Source organism: Pseudomonas sp. SBB6 (assembly GCF_024213215.1).
In the GTDB taxonomy this organism is placed as follows: domain Bacteria; phylum Pseudomonadota; class Gammaproteobacteria; order Pseudomonadales; family Pseudomonadaceae; genus Aquipseudomonas; species Aquipseudomonas donghuensis.
The window spans coordinates 484932-507557 of record NZ_JANAVH010000004.1 but is presented as its reverse complement, the minus strand read 5'-3'; the positions used below and the strand labels follow the sequence as shown (position 1 = coordinate 507557).

The 22626-nt window shown below is 64.4% G+C and carries 22 protein-coding genes; 15 read left to right on the top strand and 7 right to left on the bottom strand.

Going from position 1 to position 22626, the window contains the following annotated elements; genetic code table 11:
* Window positions 1–25: 25 nt before the first annotated feature.
* Window positions 26–2797: a hybrid sensor histidine kinase/response regulator gene (locus NLX68_RS11120; RefSeq protein WP_254284014.1), complete on the top strand. Its 2772-nt coding sequence runs from the start codon at window positions 26–28 to the stop codon at window positions 2795–2797.
* A 54-nt stretch (window positions 2798–2851) separates the two neighbouring features.
* Window positions 2852–3448, top strand: a complete 597-nt coding sequence (locus NLX68_RS11115) for a MarC family protein (RefSeq protein ID WP_254284013.1) — start codon at window positions 2852–2854, stop codon at window positions 3446–3448.
* Here the strand turns inward: NLX68_RS11115 and NLX68_RS11110 are convergent.
* From NLX68_RS11110 to cobG, 7 genes are all read right to left on the bottom strand, one after another.
* Window positions 3445–4068 (bottom strand): hypothetical protein, encoded by a 624-nt coding sequence (locus tag NLX68_RS11110; RefSeq protein ID WP_254284012.1) that lies wholly within the window; start codon window positions 4066–4068, stop codon window positions 3445–3447. The genes NLX68_RS11115 and NLX68_RS11110 overlap by 4 nt on opposite strands.
* Window positions 4061–4738 (bottom strand): hypothetical protein, encoded by a 678-nt coding sequence (locus tag NLX68_RS11105; protein ID WP_254284011.1) that lies wholly within the window; start codon window positions 4736–4738, stop codon window positions 4061–4063. The genes NLX68_RS11110 and NLX68_RS11105 overlap by 8 nt, the downstream gene beginning before the upstream one ends.
* Before the next feature lie 60 nt (window positions 4739–4798).
* Window positions 4799–5488 carry a hypothetical protein gene (locus NLX68_RS11100; RefSeq protein ID WP_254284010.1) on the bottom strand — a complete coding sequence of 230 codons (690 nt, stop codon included), beginning with the start codon at window positions 5486–5488 and terminating at the stop codon, window positions 4799–4801.
* Between the two features lie 103 nt (window positions 5489–5591).
* Entirely contained in the window at window positions 5592–7292 is a 1701-nt protein-coding gene (gene cobJ / locus NLX68_RS11095) for a precorrin-3B C(17)-methyltransferase (protein ID WP_254284009.1), read from the bottom strand.
* Window positions 7292–8023, bottom strand: coding sequence for a precorrin-2 C(20)-methyltransferase (locus NLX68_RS11090; RefSeq protein WP_254284072.1), 732 nt, complete (start codon window positions 8021–8023; stop codon window positions 7292–7294). Before NLX68_RS11090 ends, cobJ begins: the two co-directional genes overlap by 1 nt.
* Window positions 8023–8649: a precorrin-8X methylmutase gene (locus NLX68_RS11085; protein WP_254284008.1), complete on the bottom strand. Its 627-nt coding sequence runs from the start codon at window positions 8647–8649 to the stop codon at window positions 8023–8025. Before NLX68_RS11085 ends, NLX68_RS11090 begins: the two co-directional genes overlap by 1 nt.
* Entirely contained in the window at window positions 8642–9976 is a 1335-nt protein-coding gene (gene cobG / locus NLX68_RS11080) for a precorrin-3B synthase (protein WP_302056143.1), read from the bottom strand. The genes NLX68_RS11085 and cobG overlap by 8 nt, the downstream gene beginning before the upstream one ends.
* A 116-nt stretch (window positions 9977–10092) precedes the next feature.
* Here cobG and cbiE point away from each other — a divergent pair, with 116 nt between their 5' ends.
* From cbiE to cycA, 13 genes are all read left to right on the top strand, one after another.
* A complete protein-coding gene (cbiE, locus tag NLX68_RS11075; protein WP_254284007.1) occupies window positions 10093–11304 on the top strand; it encodes a precorrin-6y C5,15-methyltransferase (decarboxylating) subunit CbiE in 1212 nt (403 codons plus the stop codon).
* Window positions 11297–12394, top strand: a complete 1098-nt coding sequence (locus tag NLX68_RS11070) for a cobalt-precorrin-5B (C(1))-methyltransferase (RefSeq protein ID WP_254284006.1) — start codon at window positions 11297–11299, stop codon at window positions 12392–12394. Before cbiE ends, NLX68_RS11070 begins: the two co-directional genes overlap by 8 nt.
* Window positions 12391–13104, top strand: coding sequence for a cobalt-precorrin-6A reductase (locus NLX68_RS11065; RefSeq protein WP_254284005.1), 714 nt, complete (start codon window positions 12391–12393; stop codon window positions 13102–13104). The genes NLX68_RS11070 and NLX68_RS11065 overlap by 4 nt, the downstream gene beginning before the upstream one ends.
* Window positions 13105–13244: 140 nt before the next feature.
* Window positions 13245–13682 carry an NfeD family protein gene (locus NLX68_RS11060; RefSeq protein ID WP_010221667.1) on the top strand — a complete coding sequence of 146 codons (438 nt, stop codon included), beginning with the start codon at window positions 13245–13247 and terminating at the stop codon, window positions 13680–13682.
* A 25-nt stretch (window positions 13683–13707) separates the two neighbouring features.
* A complete protein-coding gene (locus NLX68_RS11055; RefSeq protein WP_254284004.1) occupies window positions 13708–14565 on the top strand; it encodes an SPFH domain-containing protein in 858 nt (285 codons plus the stop codon).
* A gap of 96 nt (window positions 14566–14661) precedes the next feature.
* Window positions 14662–15054 (top strand): DUF2946 domain-containing protein, encoded by a 393-nt coding sequence (locus NLX68_RS11050; RefSeq protein WP_254284003.1) that lies wholly within the window; start codon window positions 14662–14664, stop codon window positions 15052–15054.
* Window positions 15055–15101: 47 nt separating this feature from the next.
* The gene (locus tag NLX68_RS11045; protein ID WP_254284002.1) at window positions 15102–15572 is read left to right on the top strand and encodes a copper chaperone PCu(A)C; all 471 of its coding nucleotides are present in this window, start codon (window positions 15102–15104) and stop codon (window positions 15570–15572) included.
* Between the two features lie 19 nt (window positions 15573–15591).
* Window positions 15592–16011, top strand: coding sequence for a DUF2946 domain-containing protein (locus NLX68_RS11040; protein WP_010221662.1), 420 nt, complete (start codon window positions 15592–15594; stop codon window positions 16009–16011).
* Window positions 16012–16089: 78 nt separating this feature from the next.
* Window positions 16090–18156, top strand: coding sequence for a TonB-dependent copper receptor (locus NLX68_RS11035; protein ID WP_254284001.1), 2067 nt, complete (start codon window positions 16090–16092; stop codon window positions 18154–18156).
* Between the two features lie 178 nt (window positions 18157–18334).
* Window positions 18335–19123, top strand: a complete 789-nt coding sequence (locus NLX68_RS11030; protein WP_254284000.1) for an ABC transporter ATP-binding protein — start codon at window positions 18335–18337, stop codon at window positions 19121–19123.
* Window positions 19120–20070 carry an ABC transporter substrate-binding protein gene (locus NLX68_RS11025; RefSeq protein ID WP_254283999.1) on the top strand — a complete coding sequence of 317 codons (951 nt, stop codon included), beginning with the start codon at window positions 19120–19122 and terminating at the stop codon, window positions 20068–20070. Before NLX68_RS11030 ends, NLX68_RS11025 begins: the two co-directional genes overlap by 4 nt.
* A complete protein-coding gene (locus tag NLX68_RS11020; protein WP_254283998.1) occupies window positions 20067–21089 on the top strand; it encodes an iron ABC transporter permease in 1023 nt (340 codons plus the stop codon). Before NLX68_RS11025 ends, NLX68_RS11020 begins: the two co-directional genes overlap by 4 nt.
* Window positions 21090–21199: 110 nt before the next feature.
* Window positions 21200–22618, top strand: a complete 1419-nt coding sequence (cycA, locus tag NLX68_RS11015) for a D-serine/D-alanine/glycine transporter (protein WP_254283997.1) — start codon at window positions 21200–21202, stop codon at window positions 22616–22618.
* The last annotated feature ends 8 nt before the right edge of the window (window positions 22619–22626 follow it).

Sequence of the window (22626 nt, the reverse complement as noted above, 5' to 3'; positions counted from 1 at the left end):
CATTCAGCTAAGAAGGGATTTCGTCGTGCGTTGGCTCAGGATTGCCATTGGCCTCACCGTCAGCTTGCTGACCCTGCTCTGCCTGTTCCCGGCTGCGGCCGAACAAGGCAGTGGTTGGGCGGTATTGCTTGACGATCAGGCCAGCCTGCAATTGAGCGATGTACGCTCGGAACGCTACCGCAACCAGTTCAGCCCCCTCGAACTCAACGAACTCAACGCTGCCACGCCCGACCAGGCGTTGTGGCTGCACTACCGGCTGGAGCCCGGGCAGCAGGAAAAACTGCTGCGGGTCTTCGCCCCCGACCTGTCGCGCCTGGACCTGTACGCCCTCGACGGCGATCGGCTGATCAAGCAGATCCATAACGGTCGCCTGAACGACAGCGACGATCCTTACCTGCGCAGCAGCGACCATGTGCTGGCCCTGCCCAACAGTGCGCACGCGCTAGACATCTACCTGCGCCTGGTATCAGAGCACCAGCTGCGCCCGGCCATCAGCCTGGAGCCTGCTGCCCAGGCCGCCGCCGACCAGCGCCAGCCGCTGTTCTTCGGCCTGCTGTTCGGCTGCCTGCTGATGCTGATGCTGCACAACCTGATCCGCTTCGCTTACTCACGCTCAAGTACCAGCCTGGCCCTGGCGGTCTACCACGCGCTGATGCTGCTCAGCGCGCTGATTTTGCTCAACCTCAGTGGCCCCTGGTGGAGCCTCTGGCATTCGGCGCAAACGCCTGCGGCCTACCTGACCGCCCTGCTCGCGTCGCTGGCCGGCCTGACCTTCACCCTGCGCTTCTTCACGCCCTGTGAACAACCACGCCTGAGCCGCCTGTTGCAGGTGGAGATGCTGGTGATCGCACTCTTTGGCCTGCTGCTGCTGTTCGTTGACACCCTGCCACTGAACCTGATGACCTATGCGCTGATGGCGCTGGCCAGCCTGACCATGCTGCTGGTGGCCAGCTATCACTGGTACAAGGGCTATGCCCCGGCGCGGCTGTTCGCCCTGGCCATGCTGGCGTTCAACATCGGCTGCCTGGTGGTACTGCCGGCCTTGCTTGGCCTGACCCGCACGCCAACCCAATGGCTGCTGTTCATACTCCTGGGGCTGACCAGCATCAGCGGCCTGCTGCTCAATCTTGCGGTCAGCGAGCGCCTGCGGCGCATCAGCGAAGAACGCTTCAGCGCCAGCCGCGAACTGGCCGCCAGCAACGCCGAGATCAATGCCAAGGCCGAGTTCCTGGCCAAGATCAGCCACGAGATCCGCACGCCCATGAACGGCGTACTGGGCATGACCGAGCTGCTGCTCGGCACCCCGCTGTCGGTCAAGCAACGTGACTACGTGCAGACCATCCACAGCGCCGGCAACGAGCTGCTGACCCTGATCAACGAGATCCTCGACATCTCCAAGCTCGAATCCGGGCAGATCGAACTGGATGACGTGCAGTTCGACCTCAATGCCTTGATCGAAGATTGCCTGAGTATCTTCCGGGCCAAGGCCGAACAGCAGAACATCGAACTCATCAGTTTCACCCAACCGCAGGTGCCACGGGTCATCAGCGGCGATCCGACACGCTTGCGCCAGGCCCTGCTGGGCCTGCTGGAAAATGCCCTGAAGAAAACCGACCAGGGTGAAATCCTCCTGGTGGTCGCCCTCGACCAACGGGGTGACAGCCCGCGCCTGCGCATTGCCGTGCAGGACAGCGGCGAGCCGATTCCGCCAGGTGAGCGCGAAGCACTGCTGCAGGCTGAGCTGCACAGCAAGCATTTCCTTTCCAGCAACAAGCTCGGCGGCCATCTGGGCCTGGTCATCGCCAAGCAGCTGATCGCCCTGATGCAGGGCGAGTTCGGCATCAAGACCAGCCACAGCATGGGCAACACTCTGTGGATGACCCTGCCGCTTGACCCTTCACGCCTGGAACAGCCACTGGCAGACCTCGACGGGCCGCTGCGCGGCGCCCGGGTGCTGGTGGTGGACGACAACGACACCTGCCGCAAGGTGCTGGTGCAGCAGTGCAGCGCCTGGGGCATGAACGTCAGCGCCGTGCCGTCGGGCAAAGAGGCCCTGGCCCTGCTGCGTACCAAGGCGCACCTGCGCGACTACTTCGACGCGGTGCTGCTCGACCAGAACATGCCCGGCATGACCGGCATGCAACTGGCGGCGAAAATCAAGGAAGACCCGAGCCTCAACCACGACATCCTGCTGGTGATGCTCACCGGTATCAGCAATGCACCCAGCAAGGTCATCGCCCGCAATGCCGGAGTGAAACGCATCCTGGCCAAACCGGTGGCCGGCTACACCCTCAAGACCACCCTGGCTGAAGAGCTGTCCCAGCGCAGCAAGGGCCAGCCAAGTATCCCGGTGCAGACCGGCCTGTCGGCGCCGCTGAACCTGCCCAGCGATTTCCGCATTCTGGTGGCCGAAGACAACAACATCTCGACCAAGGTGATCCGCGGCATGCTCGGCAAGTTGAGCCTGGAGCCAGACACCGCCAGCAACGGCGAAGAGGCCCTGCAGGCGATGAAGGCCAACCACTACGACCTGGTGCTGATGGATTGCGAAATGCCGGTGCTCGATGGCTTCTCGGCCACCCAGCAATTGCGCATCTGGGAAGTCAGTAACCAGCGCCGGCGCACGCCGGTGGTGGCGCTGACCGCGCATATCCTTGCCGAGCACAAGGAACGTGCACGCCTGGCCGGCATGGACGGGCACATGTCCAAACCGGTGGAACTGTCGCAGTTGCGCGAGTTGATCGAACATTGGGTGGCGCGCCGCGAAGCCGAATCGAGCCAGATTCCTACCCCGTAATCCCCCCGGCCCCTGATACACTTCTTCCCGTCACCCTTGTCGCGAGCTTCGGCCATGCTCCATGAGTTGTTCAGCGTCTACCTGAAAATGCTCGTGCTCTACAGCCCGTTCTTCGTGCTCTCGTGCTTCATCAGCCTGACCCGCGGCCATTCCAGCAAGGAGCGCAAACAACTGGCCTGGCGCGTGGCGATTGCGGTGCTGATTGCCAGCGTGCTGTTGTACCTGTTCGGCCGGGTGATTTTCGGTGTGTTCGGCATCACCGCCGATGCATTCCGTATCGGCGCCGGCAGCGTGCTGTTCATTTCCGCGCTGGGTATGGCCCAGGGCAAGTCGGCGGTGCAGACCGACAGCGTGCAGCAGGACGTCACCATCGTCCCGCTGACCATCCCTCTGACCGTCGGCCCCGGCACCATCGGTGCGCTGCTGGTGATGGGCGTCAGCCAGCCGCATTGGGACGACAAGCTGCTGGCCATCGTCAGTATTGCCCTGGCCAGCTTCACCGTCGGCCTGGTGCTGTACCTCTCGCACCGGATCGAGCGGATTCTGGGCGACCAGGGGTTGCAGATCGTCAGCCGGTTGATGGGGCTGTTTGTCTGCGCCTTGGCGGCGCAGATCATCTTTACCGGGATCAAGGGTTATCTGGTGCCCTAGACCTTGAGGTCAAGAATTTCCCGCAGGGCGACGTTCTGCAGGCTCCGTTGCACTTTGCTTCTGAACTGCTGATCGAACAGGCGGGTATTGAAGCGCACCAGTTCCGCCCTGAGCAGCTTTTGTCGGCGCTGGCGATACAGAAAGCCTGCACTGAGCTCCGATACGTCGACCAGCTCGTGATACAACACCATATCGACCGAGCCGTTCCTGGCTGGCGCACAGGGCAACAACTGAAACACGCCTTGCTGGCGCGTGCGCTGTTCAAACTGCAACAAGGCCCTGGCATTGCGCTTCAAGCCTTGCATGGCCCGTTCAGTCGATAGCGCGTAGTCGTCACCGGCGATAGCCGAGATAGCCTTGAGCGCGCTGTCGACAATGCCTGAGCGCTCCTGGCCAGGCCAATGCACCTCACTGGGCGGTACCGCGTCCCAACCGTAAAACTTGAGCTTGTTCTTGTAATAGCTGTACCAGTCCTCGACCTGGCCCTGCTCATGGACGAAACGCGTTTCCTGCTCGGCTTGCAGAATTGCGAGCTGTACCGAACTGCGTTGCCCGGGTGACAGGCCAGGCATGAACGACATCAGACTTGCGCCCACTACTGCTGCCTGTTGCTCACTCATGGGGGCCTCCTGGCACTTCATTCACCAGAGCCGGTTGCTCCTTTTGCTTACGCTCGATCAACACGCGCAATTGAGCACGATGTGGCTCGAACTGTTGATCATCCAGTTGCGCCAACAGCCCCTTGACCACAACGTCCCCCTGCAACGCCCTGGCAAGCAATGGTCCCTCGATACTGACCTGCTCTATAGGCTCGCAGGTGTGCAAGGCGATACTGCACAGGTTGATCACAGGCCCCGGATGCACCAGGCCAATCTCAAGGGCAATCCGCGTACCGTACTTGGTGCCTTCGAACGTGAAACGGCGAAACGCCTCCAGGTTGCTCTGCGTGCCTTTCAATGTGCTCAATGCGGTTTCGATGATGCCGTCCGCCGTCTCATACTGGCTGTCCAGCCACAGGCGCACCGGCTGGATTGGCGCAAGCAACGAATCGGCGCTTGCAGACCGCGTATCATGGAAGAACTGGGTAATCATCCAGCCGCGCTCTGAAAGTTCCTTGCGGTAACGCCCATACCAAAGCGAATAGTTCATGAAGCGCGAACCTACGACCTTGTTGGCACGTAATTGGGAGTACACCAGTGAGTCGATTATTGCCTGGCGCTGAGCAGGCAATACTTCAGGGGCAACCAGCAACAGGGTGCCACCCGCCGTCCATACCGAGTAGTCGTCCATTTCTGTCATCCTTGCGTTTGAAATGGCAGGGTGGCCCGACGAACGAGCCACCCCCGGCGGTCAGATCTCGTAGTCCAGCACGCTGTTGACACTGCGCTCGCCCAGCTTCTCTTCGATGGTGGCACGCACCCGCTCATACACCGGCTTATTGAATGACAGCGCCGCAGTCCCGGTGTAGAACTCGGCAGAGCTGCTGTTCCATTCCAGTACGAAGACATCCAGGTCTTTGGCAGAGGTGTCGGAATGCACGCAGCTCATGGCCAGGACCACTTCCCCCTCGGAGGTTTCAATGCAGGAGGCCAAACCGATTGTGGCGGTCCTTTTGTTTTTTACGTTACGGTCAAAAAGCTTCTGCGCTTGATCAACCTGACCCAGTTTCGCCAGCGCGTCGTTGGTCAGCTTGTTCAGCGCCACGCCGATGGGACCGCCCATTACCGCAGTGCCTATAGCGCCCAGCGCCTTGGCGGCCACGGCGCCGACGGTCAACGTCTTGGAGGAGGTAAACTCGCGCTCATAGCTACGACGTGCGGTGACCCAGCCACAATCCTGCAGGACTTTGAGAAACTGCTTGAACCAGGCTTCACCCTGGCCTTCCTGGTCATACAGCTTGCTAGCCACCAGAGACGCGAACTGGTATGAGTTCTTCACGTCGGTACGGCTTTGCACCGACATGCCGGCGCCAAACGCGAGCAACGATTGCTCAAGAACTGCGGCGGTATTGGTGCTGAGAATTTCTGTGGTGTCGTTCATCTCGAATAGTCCTTTTCATGAAGCCCCGGTCGGTATCGACAGGGGCTTTCACGCTATTCGAGACGGCCGTTTCAATCAGGATCGAAAGCCTTCCACTGCAGCGTCAATCCTGCGCCGGATACCAGCGCGGGGTATAGACCCACTGCCCACCGTCCGCGCGGGCAAACTCGCAGGTAGTCGAGGACCCGACCAGCACCATGGTGCGCATATCGACCATTTCCGGCTGCAGCTCACCGAGCGTGACCACCCTTAGCGTCTGTCCCGGCCTACCGATGTCGCGGCCAAGGACTACAGGGGTTAGTGCGTTACGGTGCTGACGGACGATTTCCAGGGCCCGCCCAAGCTGCCACGGACGCGAGCGCGAGATCGGGTTGTAGAAGGCCAGCGCCAGGTCGGCCTGGCAGGCCAGGTCCAGGCGTTTCTCGATGATTGACCAGGGCTTGAGGTTGTCCGACAGCGACAGTACGCAGAAGTCATGGCCCAACGGTGCGCCCGCCTGCGCCGCAGTTGCCAGTGAGGCCGAAACACCGGGTAGCATCTGCAGCTCCACAGCGTGCCAGTGCCGATCGCTCGACTCATGCAACGCTTCGAGCACCGCCGCGGCCATGGCGAACACGCCCGGATCTCCCGACGACACCACCACCACCGAACGCCCTTGCGCCGCCAGTTCGAAGGCATGCCGGGCACGCTGCATCTCTTCGCGGTTGTCGGTGCAATGCAGCACCTGGTCGGCACGAAACGGCCCGGCCATGCGCACATAGGTTTCATAGCCGAGCACATCGTTGGCCCGCGCAAGCTCGGCCTTGACCGCCGGCACCATCAGGTCGGCAGCGCCAGGCCCGAGGCCGATCACGGCCAGGCGCCCACGGGCGCGGCCGATCTGTTGCGGATCGATCGGCTGGTTCGACACCACGATGGCCAGGCCATCGGTCACCGGCTGCGGTGGCAGCAATTGCGGCATTGCCTGAGCGGCCAGGGCACTGGCATCGCCAGCGCCTGGAGCAAAGCGCAAGGCCACACCCAGCTCGGCCGCCGCAGCGTGCAGGGCCGGGTTGGCCATGTGTTCGTCGGCTGCCAGCAGGCAGGCCAGCGCCGGCTCGGCAATCCGTGCAGCCTGCAGGGCAGCACGGATGGCCTTGGCCAGCTCCGGCGGCACTTCACTGACCGCCACCAGCACACAGCGCGGATAGATCACCAGTTCATTGGCCGAGGCTTCACGGGCATCACAACCGACATGGATCGCCAACTGCGCCTGCTCGCTTTGCGGCAACTGGGCCTGCTCAAGCCAAGGCGCGGCGCCGTCGATGCGCACAGGTTCACCGGCCAGCAGGTCGGAGACGAAGCGCTTGCCCAGCGCAAGGTCGGCCAGGGCATAGCCGCTGGGCGGATTGAGCAGGCAGGTGCCGAAACGCAGCTCGCCGCTGGTGGTAATCGCTGCCGCCACACCCAGGCCGGCGGCGATTTCCCGGGCCATGACATTGACCCCGCCCAGGCCACCGAGCAGCGGTACCACGGCGCTGCCATCCTCGGCCACCGCCAGTACCGGCGGCTCGGCGCCCTTCTCCAGCAACAGGCTGGCCAAGGTGCGGATGACGATACCGGCAGCGCACAGGGCAATGATCGGCGTGTCTTGCTGATAGAGCTGGCACAAGGTGGCGCCGAACGCCTGGTAACTGCAGTCGGCGCCTTCAACCCGGCCTTCAAGGCCATGGATCAGCGCATCCGGGTACAACTGCTGGATCTTGCGGGCAGTGGCCAGGCTGCCTTTGCCAAGGATGACGATGGCCGGTGCTTTGCGCGTCATCAGCCTTGCCACCTTTCACCGGGAACGATGATCAGCGAGAAGTACGGCGAGGATTGCGGGTCGACCTCATCCAGGGCCACGATCTTCTGGTTGGCCATGGTCGCCCGCTCCACATACAGCGCACGCTCGGCCAGGCCGAGCTCAGTCAGCACATCGCGAACCTTGGGGAAGTTGCGCCCAAGCTTCATGATCACCGCCGCATCGGCATCGGCCAGGCGACGCTTGAGCTCGTCGTGGGGCAGCACACCGGACAGCACCGACAAGCTCTGGTTGCGATAGACCAGCGGCGCACCGAGCACCGAGGCGCCGCCGAGCATCGAGCAGACCCCCGGGATCACCTGGGCGTCATAACGCTCGGCGAGGCGGTCGTGCAGGTACATGTAGGAGCCGTAGAAGAACGGATCACCTTCGCAGATCACCGCCACGTCGCGGCCGGCATCCAGGTGCGCGGCAACCTCAAGGCTGGCGGCATCGTAAAAATCGCTGATGACCTGTTCATAGGACAACGGCGCCGGCAGCACTTCGGTGGTCACCGGGTACACCAGGGGCAGCAAGGTCTGGGCCTCCTGCAAATGGCTCTCGATGATGCCAAAGGCGTTGCCGCGCTTGCCCTTGGCGACGAAGTAGGCCACCACCGGCGATTCGCGCAGCAGGCGCAACGCCTTGACGGTGATCAGTTCCGGGTCGCCAGGGCCGACGCCCAGGCCCAGCAAACGTCCACGAGCCTGCATCATTCGACCTCCGTGGCCAGGGCATTGACGGCCGCGGCGGCCATGGCGCTACCGCCCAGGCGCCCCTGCATGATCACGAAGGGTACGCCACGGCTGTCGGCGGCGAGCATCGCCTTGGATTCGGCAGCGCCGACAAAGCCCACCGGGAAGCCGAGGATCAGCGCGGGTTTGGGCGCGCCGGCGTCGAGCATTTCCAGCAGGTAGAACAGCGCGGTCGGCGCGTTGCCGATCACCACCACGCTGCCTTCCAGGTGCGGCCGCCACAACTCCAGGGCCACCGCCGAACGGGTGTTGCCCAGCTCGCGGGCAAGCGCCGGCACCTGCTCGTCGCGCAGGGTGCAAATCACTGGGTTGTTGGCCGGCAGGCGCGCGCGGGTAATGCCCTCGGAGACCATCCGTGCATCGCAGAGGATCGGCGCGCCAGCGGCCAGGGCATCGCGCCCGGCCTTGCCGGCACCCGGGGAGAACTGCAGGCCATCGATCGCATCGACCATGCCGCAGGCGTGAATCACGCGGACCGCGAGCTTTTCCAGATCGGCCGGGATGCGATCGAGCCGGGCTTCCTCTCGAATGATCGCGAAGGAATTGCGATAGATCTCCTGACCATCGCGGATGTAATCAATCATCAAGGGTGCTCCGTGAGCAGGCGTCTAGCAATGCGCCAGCTTCTTTTAGTGTGAGGTTGCGTGCGCGCAGCTGGCCGAAGCCCGGCTGGGCGCCGTCACGCAGATACAAGTCGTAGTGGCCGGAGCCCTGCGCCAGCAAGGTCGCCGGGGCGACATGGGCCATGGCGCAAGAGCGCGGGCAGCCACTCAGGTGCACGCTGGCCGGGGCACCGGGGGCCAGCAGGGGCGCCAGCAGGCGGGCATCGCCCTTGGTTTCGGCCTGGCCCTTGGCACAGCCGGCGGAACCGCTGCAGGCGACCAGGCGGGACAGTGGTTCACTCGCCGAGACCAGCAGCCCCAGTTGGGCCAGACCCTCGCTGACCCGCTCGGCATGGCGCTGGGCGATAGCAGGCAGCAACAGGCTTTGCCAGGGTGTCATGCGCAGGGTGCCGTCGCCCTGTTCACGTGCAAGCCGGGCCGCGCCGCGCAGCATCGAAGGGTTCAGGCGGCCCAGCGGCGCTGCGGCACCGACAGCGCTCAGGCCGGTTTGCAGCTGGGGATAAATGCCCAGATAGCTGGCCGCTGTCAGCGAGCGGCGCCATTGGCAGACCGCTGCGTCAGCCCGGATCGGCAAGCCCAACCCGGCGGTAAAGGCCTCCGGTGCATGCTCGGCCAGCAACTGGCGCATCCGTGTTTGCTCTGGGCGGGCCAGGTCGAGAAAACGGTTGAGCACCGCCAGCACCAGCTCATGGCCCCGGGTCAGGGGCACAGCGCCCAATGGCGCATCCTTGGCCGGGCACCCGGCCAGGCCGAACGCCAGCCACAGTTCGCCGTCCAGGTTCAGGGGGCTGAGCCACAGGTCATGGGGGTGTTCAAGCATTGCCAGGGCCTCACCGCCATCCAGCTGCACGGCGAACTTGGCCGACAGCTGATGAAAACGCGGGGTGGTCTCCAGCGCTTGCAGCACCTGCTGTGCCAAGGGCCGGGTGTCGATCAGCAGCTGCGGATCAAGGCCGGCCACGGGGCTGAGCATCAGGTTGCGCACATCATCGCCGGCCGCATCACGCGGGCCCAGGCCCGCCGCCAGCAGCCCTTCGATCAGAGCGCCATGCTCGCCAGCAATGCCACGAATCTGCAGGTTGCCGCGGTTGGTGACTTCTATTTCACCCCCCGCATAGCGCTCGGCCGCAGTGGCAACGGCATCGGCCTGATCAGCCGTCAGCGCACCGCCTGCCAGCTTGATCCGGCAGATGCCGCCATCCAGCGCCTGGACGATGCGCCACAACCCCGGACAGGCCGAGGGACGCAGCGAAGCTTGGGGCTGGTGGGCCGATACAGGCTGGTTCAAAAGGTCACCCGGCAATCGTGAAAAGGCACTTCAGTGTAGAAGGCGCGGTATTATGCCTGCTTTGTCCGAAGGCATGAAAAGCCTGCCGGTCGGATTGCGTTGAATTGAGGAAATCCATGTCGCCCTGGCTGACAGTAGTAGGTATCGGTGAAGACGGTTTCAGTGGCCTGGGCAAGAATGCCCGGCGCGCGCTGCTGGGCGCCTCACGGGTGTTTGGCGGCCAGCGCCAGCTGGATCTGCTGCCGCACTGCATCGCTGGCGAACGCCTGCTCTGGCCCAGCCCTTTTTCCCTGGCGCCGGTACTGGCCCTGCGTGGCGAACCGGTGTGCGTACTGGCCAGCGGCGACCCGATGTTCTATGGCGTGGGCGCCAGCCTGGCGCGGCAGCTCGATGTCAGTGAAATGAACGTGCTGCCGATGCCCTCCTCCTGCGCCCTGGCCGCCGCCCGCCTGGGCTGGCCGCTGCAGGAGGTACTGAGCCTTTCGGTGGTGGCGCGGCCGATCGCGGCGCTCAATGCTCATCTGTACAGCGGCGTGCGCCTGCTGGTGCTGAGCAACGATGGCAGCAGCCCGGCTGCCATCGCCGCATTGCTGCGTGAGCGCGGTTTCGGGCCGAGCCGGCTGCAGGTCTTCGAGCACCTTGGCGGCAGCGCCGAACGCCGACTTGAGGGCACTGCCGAGCACTTTGCGCACACGCAGGTTGCCGACTTGAACCTGATCGCCATCGAATGCCTGGCCGCACCCGATGCGCCGCGCCTGTCGCCCCTGGCCGGTCTGCCGGACAGCGCCTTCAAGCACGATGGCCAGCTGACCAAGCGCGATGTGCGTGCCATTACCCTGGCGCGCCTGGCGCCGCGACCGGGCGAACTGCTCTGGGATGTCGGCGCCGGCAGCGGCTCGATCGGCATCGAGTGGATGCGCGCCCACCCCAGTTGCCGGGCGCTGGCCATCGAGTCCGATGAGGGCCGCCAGCAGTTGATCGAACACAACCGCGATGCCCTCGGCGTGCCCGGCCTGCAACTGATCCGCGGCCGTGCACCGATGGCCCTGCAGGGCCTGGAGCGCCCTGATGCCATCTTCATCGGCGGCGGCGTGACCCGCGAAGGCGTGCTGCAGCATTGCTGGGAGCAACTGCGCCCGGGCGGGCGCCTGGTGGCCAATGCCGTGACCCTGCAAAGCGAGCTGGCCCTGGTCAACTGGCGCGAGCAACATGGCGGCGAGCTGACCCGTATCCATATCGCCCAGGCGCAACCGCTGGGCGAGTTCGACACCTGGCGCCAGGCCCTGCCGATTACCCTGCTAGAAGCGGTCAAGCCTGTCGATGCGTGACGAGACCCGGGAACAACCCGCCCCGCTGCGCAGCGGCCTGACCACCGGCAGCTGCGCCACCGCCACCAGCCTCGCAGCGGCCCGCCTGCTGCTTGCCGGCGAGGGCGATGACGCCGTGCACATCACCCTGCCCAAGGGCAAGGTGGTGCAGATGCGCCTGGAGTTCTGCCGCCTGCTGGAGGATGGCGCCGAGGCCGGCACCCTCAAGGATGCCGGCGATGACCCGGACGTCACCCACGGCGCCCTGCTGTACAGCCGCGTGCGTTTACAGGCAGAGCCTGGCGTACGCTTTGTCGCTGGCAAGGGCGTCGGCACGGTGACCCGCCCCGGGCTGGTACTGGCGGTTGGCGAGCCGGCCATCAACCCGGTACCCCGGCGGATGATGACCGAACACCTGCAGCGCCTGGCCGCCGAACACGCTTACGCAGGCGGGTTCGAGGTCACGGTGAGCGTCCAGGACGGTGAAAGCCTGGCGCTGAAAACCATGAACCCGCGCCTGGGCATTCTTGGCGGCCTGTCGATCCTCGGCACCAGCGGCATTGTCCGGCCGTTCTCCTGCTCGGCCTACATCGCCTCGATCCACCAGGGCATCGACGTGGCGAAAACCAACGGTTACCAGCACATCGCCGCCTGCACCGGCAACGCCAGCGAAGACACCATGCGCCGAGTCTACAACCTGCCGGAAATCGCCCTGATCGAAATGGGCGACTTTGTCGGCGCGGTGCTCAAGCACCTGCGCAAAGTGCCTGTGGATAAACTCAGCCTGTGCGGTGGCTTTGGCAAGATCAGCAAGCTGGCCGCCGGGCACATGGACCTGCACAGCCGCCATTCGAGCATCGACCTGCCGCAACTGGCCGACTGGGCGGCGGCGATCGGTGCCGACGACGCCTTGCAAGACGCGATTCGCCAGGCCAACACCAGCCAGCAGGCGCTGGCCCTGGCCAGCGCCGCCGGCGTTGCCCTGGGCGACGCGGTCTGCGCCCATGCCCTGGCCTTTGCCCGCAGCGTGGTGCCGGCGCAGGTGCAGGTGGAGGTGTTCGCCATCGATCGCCAGGGTGGCATCGTTGGCCATGCGGGGGGCTTTGCATGAAGCGCATCCTGTTGCTCGGCGGCATCACCGAGGCCCTGGCCATTGCCCGCACCCTGGGCCCGCAGCAGGTCTACAGCCTGGCCGGAATTGGCCGGGTGCCCACTGACCTGAACTGCCAGGTGCGGGTCGGAGGGTTTGGCGGTGCCGAGGGTTTGGCCGCTTACCTGCTTGCGCACAACATCGATCTGCTGATCGACGCCACCCACCCCTACGCCGCACAGATCAGCGCCAACGCTGCTCGCGCCGCGCAGCTGACCGGCGTGCCGTGCTGGGCTTTGCGCCGCCCGGCATGGCAAGCCCAGGCCGGGGATGACTGGCGCGAGGTGGCCGACTGGGCCGAGCTGATCGAAGCCCTGCGCCCGTTCCAACGCCCGCTGTTCACCCTCGGCCGTGAGCCACTGCAGCATCTGCACGAGATTCCCGCCCATCAGTTCTGGACCTTGCGCGCCCTTGAAGCCTGCCCGGGCAATGAGCGTTGCGAAGTGATCGGCGCACGCGGGCCGTTTCACCTGGACGACGAACGCGCGCTGTTCGAGCGCCGGCAGATCGATGTGCTGATCAGCAAGAACAGTGGCAGCGGGGCGACCGAGCCCAAACTTGAAATCGCCAGGCAACGGCGAGTGCCGGTGTTGGTCCTCAAGCGACCAGTGCTGCCGCAAGTCGACAGGGAATTCTTCAGTCCTTCAAAGCTGCTGGCAGACCTGCCTTGATGGATTTGCTTGCACCACAACCTGTGGGCGCATAGCCATACAAACCAGATTTTAAGAAATTTCTTACTGGGTTGATTTGCCCCGTCCCCACCCCTCTGCCTTACACTACACCCCTCCTCCCCCCGGAAGACTTCACCCATATGGAAATGCAATGGTGGATCTGGCTGGTATTCGGTTTCGGCCTTGTAGTGCTCGAACTGGTCCTGCCAACCTTCTTCATCCTCTGGTTCGGCATCGGCGCCGTGCTGGTTTCGTTCATCGCCTTTCTGGCGCCGAGCCTGCAACTCGACATGCAAATGCTGCTGTGGGTGGTGTTCTCATCCATCACCACATTGTTGTGGTTCAAGGTGTTTCGCAAGAAGCAGCCAGACACCCGCTGGACCGCCGACAGCGTGATCGGCGAGGTCGGCCTGCTCACCGCCACGGTCTCTGAGTTCCAGAAAGGCCGCGTGCGCTTCCAGAAACCCATCCTGGGCAACGAGGAGTGGATCTGCGTTGCCGATGCCGAGATTCCCTCGGGCGAGCGCGTGCGCATCACCGCCATCGAAGGCAATACCGCCCGGGTTACCCGGGCCTGATCAGCAAAAAAGGAAGCTTTGACTCATGACCAGCCTTATCGTCGTCGGCACGATCGCCGCATTCGCCCTCCTCACCCTGTTCAAGGGCGTGCGCATCGTGCCCCAGGGCGAGGAGTGGATCGTCGAGCGCCTGGGCCGCTACCACAGCACCCTCAAACCTGGCCTGAACCTGCTGATCCCGTACATGGACGTGGTCGCCTACCGCCTGCCGACCAAGGACATCATCCTCGATGTGCAGCAGCAGGAAATCATTACCCGCGACAACGCGGTGATCGTCGCCAACGCCCTGTGTTTCGCCAAGGTCGTCGACCCGCAAAAAGCCGCCTACGGTGTCCAGGACTTCTCCTTCGCAGTGACCAGCCTGACCATGACCTCGCTGCGCGCCATCGTCGGCGCCATGGACCTGGACGAAGCGCTGTCGAGCCGCGAACAGATCAAGGCGCGCCTGCGCGAAGCCATGTCCGAGCAGACCGAAGACTGGGGCGTGACCGTGCGCTCGGTAGAGATCCAGGACATCAAGCCGTCGCAGAACATGCAGGCGGCCATGGAGCGCCAGGCCGCCGCCGAGCGTGAACGTAAAGCCGACGTCACCCGGGCCGAAGGCGCCAAGCAGGCCGCCATCCTTGAAGCCGAAGCGCGCCAGCAGGCAGCCAAGCTCGACGCCGAAGCGCAGATCAACCTCGCCGAAGCCTCGGCGCGTTCGATCACCTTGGTCAAGGACGCGGTGGGTACCGAGATCACCCCGGCCATGTACCTGTTGGGCGAGCGTTACATCGGCGCCATGGAAAGCCTTGCCAGCAGCGACAACGCCAAGGTCGTGGTGCTGCCCGCCGACCTGCAGGAAACCGTGCGCGGGCTGATGGGCCGCAACAAGCAGGCCTGATGCGTGCCGGGTGTGCGGCACTTCACCGCACCCCCGGTAATTTTCCCTATACTGGGCGTTACAATAGCCACCTCTGATTCCTGACCGGATCTTTCCATGTCCCCATATCGGCCCGCCATTGCCTGGATCGCCTGCTTCGCAGTGCTGTTCAATCTGCTGGCCATGCCGTTGGCGTCCGCAGCCCCCAAGGGGCCGGCCGAACAACTGCTATGGGGCGCCTTCTGTTCGAGTGTCGGCGGCAAGGCCAAGGCGCAAATCATTGCCCTGGGCAAGATCGACCTCGGCCAGCAAGGCGATGATCACTCCAGCATGCAGCACTGCTGGTGCTGCTCTGGCGCAGCGCCCTTGCTGGCATTGCCTGGCCACCCACCACGCTTGCTGGTGCCCAGCCAGGATTTCGCCCCCGCGCCTGCGCTGCTTGCCATCCACCAGCCGACACCCCGGCAACAGTGGCCGGCCCTCAACCCACGCGCCTCCCCTCTGGTCTGAGTTCACTGCGCTACCTGCTGCGAACCTGAATCGACTGGAGAATCACCATGTTCAAGAACGCCCTGCTGCTGGCCGCACTGATGCTGCCGGCGACCTTTGCCAATGCCCATGAATACACCGTAGGCGAGCTGCATATCGCTCACCCGTGGTCGCAGGAACTGCCGCCCAACGCGCCCAACGTGGCGGCCTATTTCGTTGTGCATAACAACGGCAAGACTGCCGACACCCTGCTCAGCGTCAACAGCCCGATCAGCGACGATGCCCAGTTGCACGAGCATGTGCACAAGGACGGCCTGATGAAAATGCAGCAGGTACAGAGCGTCGACGTCCCTGCCGGTGGCGACCTGAAGTTCGCCCCCGGTGCCTACCACGTGATGCTGATGCAACCCAAGGACCGCAGCCTGCTGGCTGATGGCAAGCGCTTCCTGCTGACCCTGCACTTCAAGAACGCCGGTGATATCACCGTCGAGGTCGCGGTACAGAAGCAGGCACCCGAGGAAGCCGCCCACAGCCATTGATCGCTGAAGGCTGCCCGGCGTGACGATCGCCCGCAGCAGGTTCAGCCACACCGCGCGTCCTGAGTCGAGGACGGTTCGCGGCAGCTGGCTGAGCCTGTTCGCCATGTTGATGATCTTTATCGGCCCACTGGTTTCCCAGTCGATGCCGATGGATCACCGTGCCATGCCGGCCGGCATGAGCATGGACAGCGCTGCCGATTATTGCCATGCCGACAGCCATCACGGCGGCAGCCCGGCGCTGAAGGTGATCTGGGAGAAGTGCGGCTATTGCAGCCTGTTCTTCCATTGCCCGGCGCTGCCCCAGGCCCTGAGCCTGCTCAACACCGAAGCCGTTCCCGCCAGCCACCGACTGCTCGTCCACCCGCGCCAGGGCCATGCCCGGCAAACGGTATTCCCCGGCGCCCGCAGCCGCGCGCCGCCTTCCCTCATCGTCGTCTGAGCCCACTACCTGCGCCCGAAGTCCGGCAACTGCCGTCGACTGCGCGCACCCTTATGACTGATCGATGTTGGAATCATTATGTCCGGCTGCACCGCTGTTTTTCGTCTGTCCCTGCAAGGAACCATCGCCGTGATCTGCGGCACCCTGCTCAGCCCCCTGGCCCTGGCCGCCGACCAGGCCCAGGACACGCATGTCCATGACCAGGCCGAACTGAGCCCGACGGTGATCACCGCCGTGGCTCCCAGCTCGCCACTGACTATCGTCACCAACCCCAAGGATCCACGCCAGCCGGTACCGGCCAGTGATGGCGCCGATTACCTGAAAACCATCCCGGGTTTTTCGGCCATTCGCGCTGGTGGCACCAATGGTGACCCGGTGCTGCGCGGCATGTTCGGCTCACGCCTGAACATCCTCACCAACGGCGGCGTGATGCTCGGCGCCTGCCCCAACCGCATGGATGCCCCGACTTCGTACATCTCGCCGGAAACCTACGACCGCCTGACCGTGATCAAGGGCCCGCAAAGCGTGATCTGGGGCCCGGGCGCCTCGGCCGGGACCATCCTCTTTGACCGCGAGCCGGAAAAATTCGGCGAGCTCGGCAGCCGCGTCAATGCCAGCCTGCTGGGTGGCTCCAACGGCCGCTTCGACAAGGTGCTGGATGCCGCCGCCGGCAATCGCTACGGCTATGCGCGTTTCGTCGGCAACCAGTCGCGCTCCGATGACTATGAAGACGGCAATGGCGACACCGTGCCGTCGCGCTGGGACAAATGGAACGGTGACGTCGCCCTGGGCTGGACGCCGGACGCCGACACCCTGGTGGAACTGACCGCCGGCAAGGGCGACGGTGAAGCCCGCTATGCCGGGCGCGGCATGGACGGCTCGCAGTTCAAGCGCGAAAGCCTTGGCCTGCGTTTCGAGAAGTCCAACATCGGCGAGGTCTGGGACAAGCTCGAAGCTCAGGTCTACTACAACTATGCCGACCACGTGATGGACAACTACAGCCTGCGCACGCCCTCAGGCATGGGCATGATGGGCATGCCGATGGTCAGCAACGTCGACCGCCGCACCCTCGGCGGGCGGATCAAGGGCACTTGGCGCTGGGATGACCTGCAACTGATCAGCGGCATCGACGCACAGACCAACGAACACCGCCAGCGCGGCGGCATGGGCGTCGATGCGCACAAGCACATGGCCTGGACCAAGGACGCCGACTTCCACAACTACGGGGTGTTCGGCGAACTGACCTGGTACGCCGCCGAACAGGACCGGCTGATCACCGGCGCGCGCCTGGACCGTGCCTCGGCCAAGGATTACCGAGCCACCAGCGCCACTCGCGACAACACCCGCGCCGATACCCTGCCCAGCGGTTTTATCCGCTACGAGCATGACCTGGTGGACGTTCCCGCCACCACCTACGTCGGCCTCGGCCACGCCCAGCGCTTTCCCGACTACTGGGAGCTGTTCTCGCCCAAGTCCGGTCCGGCCGGTTCAGTCAACGCCTTCGACAGTATCAAGCCGGAGAAAACCACCCAGCTCGACTTCGGCATCCAGTACCAGACCGAGACCATCGACGCCTGGGCCTCGGGCTATGTCGGGCAGATCCGCGACTACATCCTCTTCGACTACCGGCCGGGGATGATGGGCATGCCCAGCTCGCGCGCGCAGAACATCGACGCGCGGATCATGGGCGGCGAACTGGGCGCGGCGTACAAGTTGTCCAGCAACTGGAAAGCCGACGCCACCCTCGCCTACGCGTGGGGCAAGAACAGCAGCGACGGCAAGGCACTGCCGCAGATGCCACCGCTGGAAAGCCGCCTGGGCCTGACCTACAGCCGTGATGTGTGGAGCGCCGGCGCCTTGTGGCGCCTGGTCGCGGCACAAAACCGCATCGCCGAGAATTCCGGCAACGTGGTGGGCAAGGACTATGAGAAGAGCGGCGGTTTCGGCGTGTTCTCGCTCAACGGCGCCTACAAGGTCAGCAACAACCTCAAGCTCAGTGCCGGGGTCGACAACCTGTTCGACAAGGCGTACGCCGAACACTTGAACCTGGCGGGCAATGCCGGCTTCGGCTACCCGGCCAGCGACCCGCAGCCGATCAACGAGCCAGGGCGTACGCTCTGGACCAAGGTCGACCTGAGTTTCTGATCCACCCCGGGCGCGATCACTGATCGCGCCTTACCCAGGCGACACGGGAGCGGGCTTGCCCCGCGATACCCTGCGACTGAAGAACCGCTATCGCGGGGTAAGGCGAATCGTCGCGCCGCCGCTCCTACAGCAAATCCGTTAACATAGGCCCCCGCTTTTTCAGGCCCGCAGGACCTTGATGAGTACCCTGAGTATCAGCGACCTGTACTGGTCGCCCCTGGGCCACGGCCACTGCCACCACCAGTTCCAGCTGCGCGACGTTGAACTGCAGGTCGGCGCCGGCGAATTCGTCGGCCTGATCGGCCCCAACGGCAGCGGCAAGACCAGCCTGCTGCGCTGCGCCTACCGCTTCAACAAGCCGGAACGCGGCCAGGTGCGCCTGGGCGCACATGACCTGTGGCAGCAGTCTTCGCGCTGGTGTGCCCAGCGCATTGCCGTGGTGCTGCAGGAGTTTCCCGATGCCTTCGGCCTGAATGTCGAGGAAGTCGTCGCCATGGGCCGCACGCCCCATAAAGGCCTGTTCGACGGCGACAGTCACGCGGATCGCCAGTTGGTGCAACAGGCCTTGCAGGCGGTCGGCCTGCAGGGTTTTGATGACCACACCTTCGCCAGCCTGTCCGGCGGCGAGAAGCAGCGAGTGATCCTCGCCCGTGCCCTGGTCCAGCAACCCCAGGTGTTGATCCTCGATGAGCCGACCAACCACCTCGACCCCCGTTATCAGCTGGAGCTGCTGCAGCAGGTGCGGCGCCTGGGCATTGGCACCCTGGCGAGCATCCACGACTTGAACCTGGCTGCGGCCTTCTGTGATCGCCTGTACGTGCTCGACCATGGGCGCATCGTCGCCAGCGGCACACCTGACCAGGTGCTGACCGCCGAGTTGCTGCAGGAGGTGTTCGGCGTGCAAGCGCTGATCGACCGCCACCCTCTGGCTGACCACCCACGCCTTACCTGGATAACCCAGCGATGATTCGATCCACCCTGCTGCTCGGCCTGGCCTTGCTGCTGGCCAGCCCCGGCGTTTTCGCCGAGGCGACCCAATACCCGTTGACCGTGCAGAGCTGCAACCGCCAGGTGACCTTCACCCAAGCCCCGGAGCATGCCCTGAGCCATGACATCAACATGACCCAGATGATGCTCGCCCTCGGCCTGCGCTCGCGCATGGTCGGCTACAGCGGCGTCAGCGGCTGGAAGGCGGTGACCCCGCAGTTGCGCAAGCAACTCGACGGCCTGCCGGAACTGGCGGCCAAGTACCCGTCGGTGGAAACCCTGCTCAATGCCAATGTCGACTTCCTGTTCGCCGGCTGGGACTACGGCATGCGCGTCGGTGGCGACCTGACGCCACAGAGCCTGGCGCCGCTGGGCATCCCGGTCTATGAGTTGACCGAGTCCTGCGCCTTTGTCATGAAGCGCCCGGCCGCGAGCCTGGATGACACCTACACCGACCTGCGCAACCTCGGCAGGATCTTCGACGTGCAGACGCGCGCCGAGCGACTGATCAGTGAGATGCAACAGCGCGTCGCCGTGGTCCAGCAGCACTTGCCGGCACAGCGCCCACGGGTGTTTCTCTACGACAGCGGCGAAGACCGGGCCATGACCTCCGGGCGCCTGGGCATGCCCGAAGCGCTGATCGCCGCAGCGGGCGGGCGCAATGTGCTCGACGACATCGAGGCCAGCTGGACCCGGGTCAACTGGGAGAGCGTGGTCGAACGCAACCCCGAGGTGATTGTCATCGTCGACTATGGCGAAGTCAGCGCCGCGCAGAAGCAGGCGTTTCTCCAACAGCATCCAGCCCTGCAATCGGTCGATGCGATCCGCAACAAGCGCTTCGTGGTCATTCCATACGTGGCGGCCACGCCAAGCCTTGAGAACGTCGAAGCCATCGAGACCATCGCCAAGAGCCTGCACGGCGCATGAGGTCCGCAAGCGCCCGTCATCGCCTGTTGCTGCTCGGGCTGTTCGCCCTGCTGCTGGTCTCCTGCGTGGTCTCCCTGGGCTTCGGCTCGGCACCGGTGCCGGTCGAGGTGGTCTGGCGGGTCCTGCTGTTCAAGCTGTTCGGCGTTACCGGCCAAGCGCCTGCATGGAGCACCGGCCAGGAGCATATCGTCTGGTTGATCCGCGTGCCGCGCATGCTCCTGGCGGCGCTGGTCGGCGGCGGCCTGGCGATGATTGGCGCCGTGCTGCAGGCCGTGACCCGCAACCCGCTGGCCGATCCGCACCTGCTCGGCGTCACCTCCGGGGCAACACTCGGTGCGGTGCTGGTGGTGCTGCATATCGGTGAACTGCTGGGTGTGTTGACCTTGCCCCTGGCGGCCTTCATCGGCGCCCTGTGCAGCATGCTGCTGGTGCTGGCCATCGCCAGCCGCCACGGCCGCCTGGACAGCGACCGTCTGCTGCTCTGCGGCGTGGCGGTGGCCTTTGTGATGATGGCGGCGGCTAACCTGCTGCTGTTTCTCGGTGATCACCGGGCAAGCTCGGCGGTGATGTTCTGGATGCTCGGCGGCCTGGGCCTGGCGCGCTGGGAGCTGCTGCCGATTCCGGCCATCAGCGTGTTGCTGGGGCTGGCCTTGCTGCTGGGCATGGCCCGCTCGCTGAACGCGCTGATGGCCGGCGAGCAGACCGCCGTGACCCTTGGCCTGAATGCGCGCAAGGTCCGTCTGCTGGCGTTTCTGATCTGTTCGCTGTTGACCGGCGTACTGGTGGCGATCAGCGGCTCGATCGGCTTTGTCGGTTTGATGGTGCCGCACATCGCCCGGCGCCTGGTCGGTGCCGAGCACAGCCGCCTGTTGCCGGTGTGCCTGCTGCTGGGCAGCCTGTTCCTGATCTGGGTCGACGTCGCCGCGCGCACGTTGATCTCGCCCGAAGACCTGCCCATCGGCATCGCCACCGCCGCCATTGGTGGCTTGTTCTTTATCGGCCTGATGCGCCGACGTTGATCGCGGTCAACACCGCCGGCGCCTTGAGACGTATTGTCGCGCTAGCGCCAGGAAGGCGCGTGTTAGCCTAGCGGCGCACAACAAGACTGACCTCAACGGAATGCCTGCCGATGACTGTGAACCTGCCCCCGCAACACCCCGCTCCCGATGACCATGACCACCTGCAACGCAGCCTGTCCAACCGCCATATCCAACTGATCGCCATCGGTGGCGCTATCGGCACCGGCCTGTTCATGGGCTCGGGCAAGACCATCAGCCTGGCCGGTCCGTCGATCATCTTCGTCTACATGATCATCGGTTTCATGCTGTTCTTCGTCATGCGTGCCATGGGCGAACTGCTGCTGTCGAACCTCAACTACAAGTCGTTCATCGATTTCTCCGCCGACCTGCTCGGGCCCTGGGCCGGCTACTTTACCGGCTGGACCTACTGGTTCTGCTGGATCATCACCGGCATCGCCGATGTCATCGCGATCTCGGCCTATTCGCAGTTCTGGTTCCCTGACTTGCCGCAATGGGCGCCGGCGATTGCCTGTGTCGGCCTGCTGCTGTCACTGAACCTGATCACGGTGAAGATGTTCGGCGAAATCGAGTTCTGGTTCGCCATGATCAAGATCGTCGCTATCGTCGCCCTGGTCGGCACCGGTCTGTACATGGTCATGGCCGGCTTCCAGTCGCCCGCCGGGCGCACCGCCGACATTGCCAACCTGTGGAATGACCAGGGCATGTTCCCCCATGGCCTGATGGGCTTTTTTGCCGGATTCCAGATTGCCGTGTTCGCCTTCGTCGGCATCGAACTGGTGGGCACCACCGCCGCCGAAGCGAAGAACCCGGAGCGCAACCTGCCGCGGGCAATCAACTCGATCCCGGTGCGCATCATCGTCTTCTACGTGCTGGCGCTGATCACCATCATGGCGGTCACGCCATGGCGCGACGTGGTGCCCGGCAAGAGCCCGTTCGTGGAACTGTTCGTGCTCGCCGGCCTGCCGGCGGCGGCCAGCATCATCAACTTCGTGGTGCTGACCTCGGCGGCCTCGTCGGCCAACAGCGGTGTGTTCTCCACCAGCCGCATGCTCTTCGGCCTGGCCCAGCAGGGTGATGCACCCCGCAGCTTCGAACACCTTTCCAGCCGCAAGGTGCCGGCCAACGGCCTGTACTTCTCCTGCACCTGCCTGCTGCTGGGCGCCGCACTGATGTATGTGGTCCCCGACCTGATCGAAGCCTTCACCCTGGTGACCACGGTATCGGCGATCCTGTTCATGTTTGTCTGGACCCTGATCCTGCTGTCTTACCTGAGCTACCGCAAGCAGCGCGCGGCGCTGCACCAGGCCTCGAAGTACAAGATGCCTGGCGGGCGCTTGATGTGCTGGGTGTGCCTGGCGTTCTTCGCCTTCATCCTGGTGCTGCTGGGCCTGGAGCACGATACCCGCCAGGCGCTGATCGTCACGCCGCTGTGGTTCGTGTTGCTGACCGTGACCTACCAGTTCGTGCGGCGTAACCGCGCGCTGCTGATAGCCAACGCCGACAGCTGATCAGCCGA

Coding starts and splice junctions, on each gene's coding strand:
- NLX68_RS11115 (WP_254284013.1), top strand. CDS start 2,852: ATGCTCCATGAGTTGTTCAGCGTCTACCTGAAAATGCTCGTGCTCTAC.
- NLX68_RS11110 (WP_254284012.1), bottom strand. CDS start 4,068: ATGAGTGAGCAACAGGCAGCAGTAGTGGGCGCAAGTCTGATGTCGTTC.
- NLX68_RS11105 (WP_254284011.1), bottom strand. CDS start 4,738: ATGGACGACTACTCGGTATGGACGGCGGGTGGCACCCTGTTGCTGGTT.
- NLX68_RS11100 (WP_254284010.1), bottom strand. CDS start 5,488: ATGAACGACACCACAGAAATTCTCAGCACCAATACCGCCGCAGTTCTT.
- cobJ (WP_254284009.1), bottom strand. CDS start 7,292: ATGACGCGCAAAGCACCGGCCATCGTCATCCTTGGCAAAGGCAGCCTG.
- NLX68_RS11090 (WP_254284072.1), bottom strand. CDS start 8,023: ATGCAGGCTCGTGGACGTTTGCTGGGCCTGGGCGTCGGCCCTGGCGAC.
- NLX68_RS11085 (WP_254284008.1), bottom strand. CDS start 8,649: ATGATTGATTACATCCGCGATGGTCAGGAGATCTATCGCAATTCCTTC.
- cbiE (WP_254284007.1), top strand. CDS start 10,093: ATGTCGCCCTGGCTGACAGTAGTAGGTATCGGTGAAGACGGTTTCAGT.
- NLX68_RS11070 (WP_254284006.1), top strand. CDS start 11,297: ATGCGTGACGAGACCCGGGAACAACCCGCCCCGCTGCGCAGCGGCCTG.
- NLX68_RS11065 (WP_254284005.1), top strand. CDS start 12,391: ATGAAGCGCATCCTGTTGCTCGGCGGCATCACCGAGGCCCTGGCCATT.
- NLX68_RS11060 (WP_010221667.1), top strand. CDS start 13,245: ATGGAAATGCAATGGTGGATCTGGCTGGTATTCGGTTTCGGCCTTGTA.
- NLX68_RS11055 (WP_254284004.1), top strand. CDS start 13,708: ATGACCAGCCTTATCGTCGTCGGCACGATCGCCGCATTCGCCCTCCTC.
- NLX68_RS11050 (WP_254284003.1), top strand. CDS start 14,662: ATGTCCCCATATCGGCCCGCCATTGCCTGGATCGCCTGCTTCGCAGTG.
- NLX68_RS11045 (WP_254284002.1), top strand. CDS start 15,102: ATGTTCAAGAACGCCCTGCTGCTGGCCGCACTGATGCTGCCGGCGACC.
- NLX68_RS11035 (WP_254284001.1), top strand. CDS start 16,090: ATGTCCGGCTGCACCGCTGTTTTTCGTCTGTCCCTGCAAGGAACCATC.
- NLX68_RS11030 (WP_254284000.1), top strand. CDS start 18,335: ATGAGTACCCTGAGTATCAGCGACCTGTACTGGTCGCCCCTGGGCCAC.
- NLX68_RS11025 (WP_254283999.1), top strand. CDS start 19,120: ATGATTCGATCCACCCTGCTGCTCGGCCTGGCCTTGCTGCTGGCCAGC.
- NLX68_RS11020 (WP_254283998.1), top strand. CDS start 20,067: ATGAGGTCCGCAAGCGCCCGTCATCGCCTGTTGCTGCTCGGGCTGTTC.
- cycA (WP_254283997.1), top strand. CDS start 21,200: ATGACTGTGAACCTGCCCCCGCAACACCCCGCTCCCGATGACCATGAC.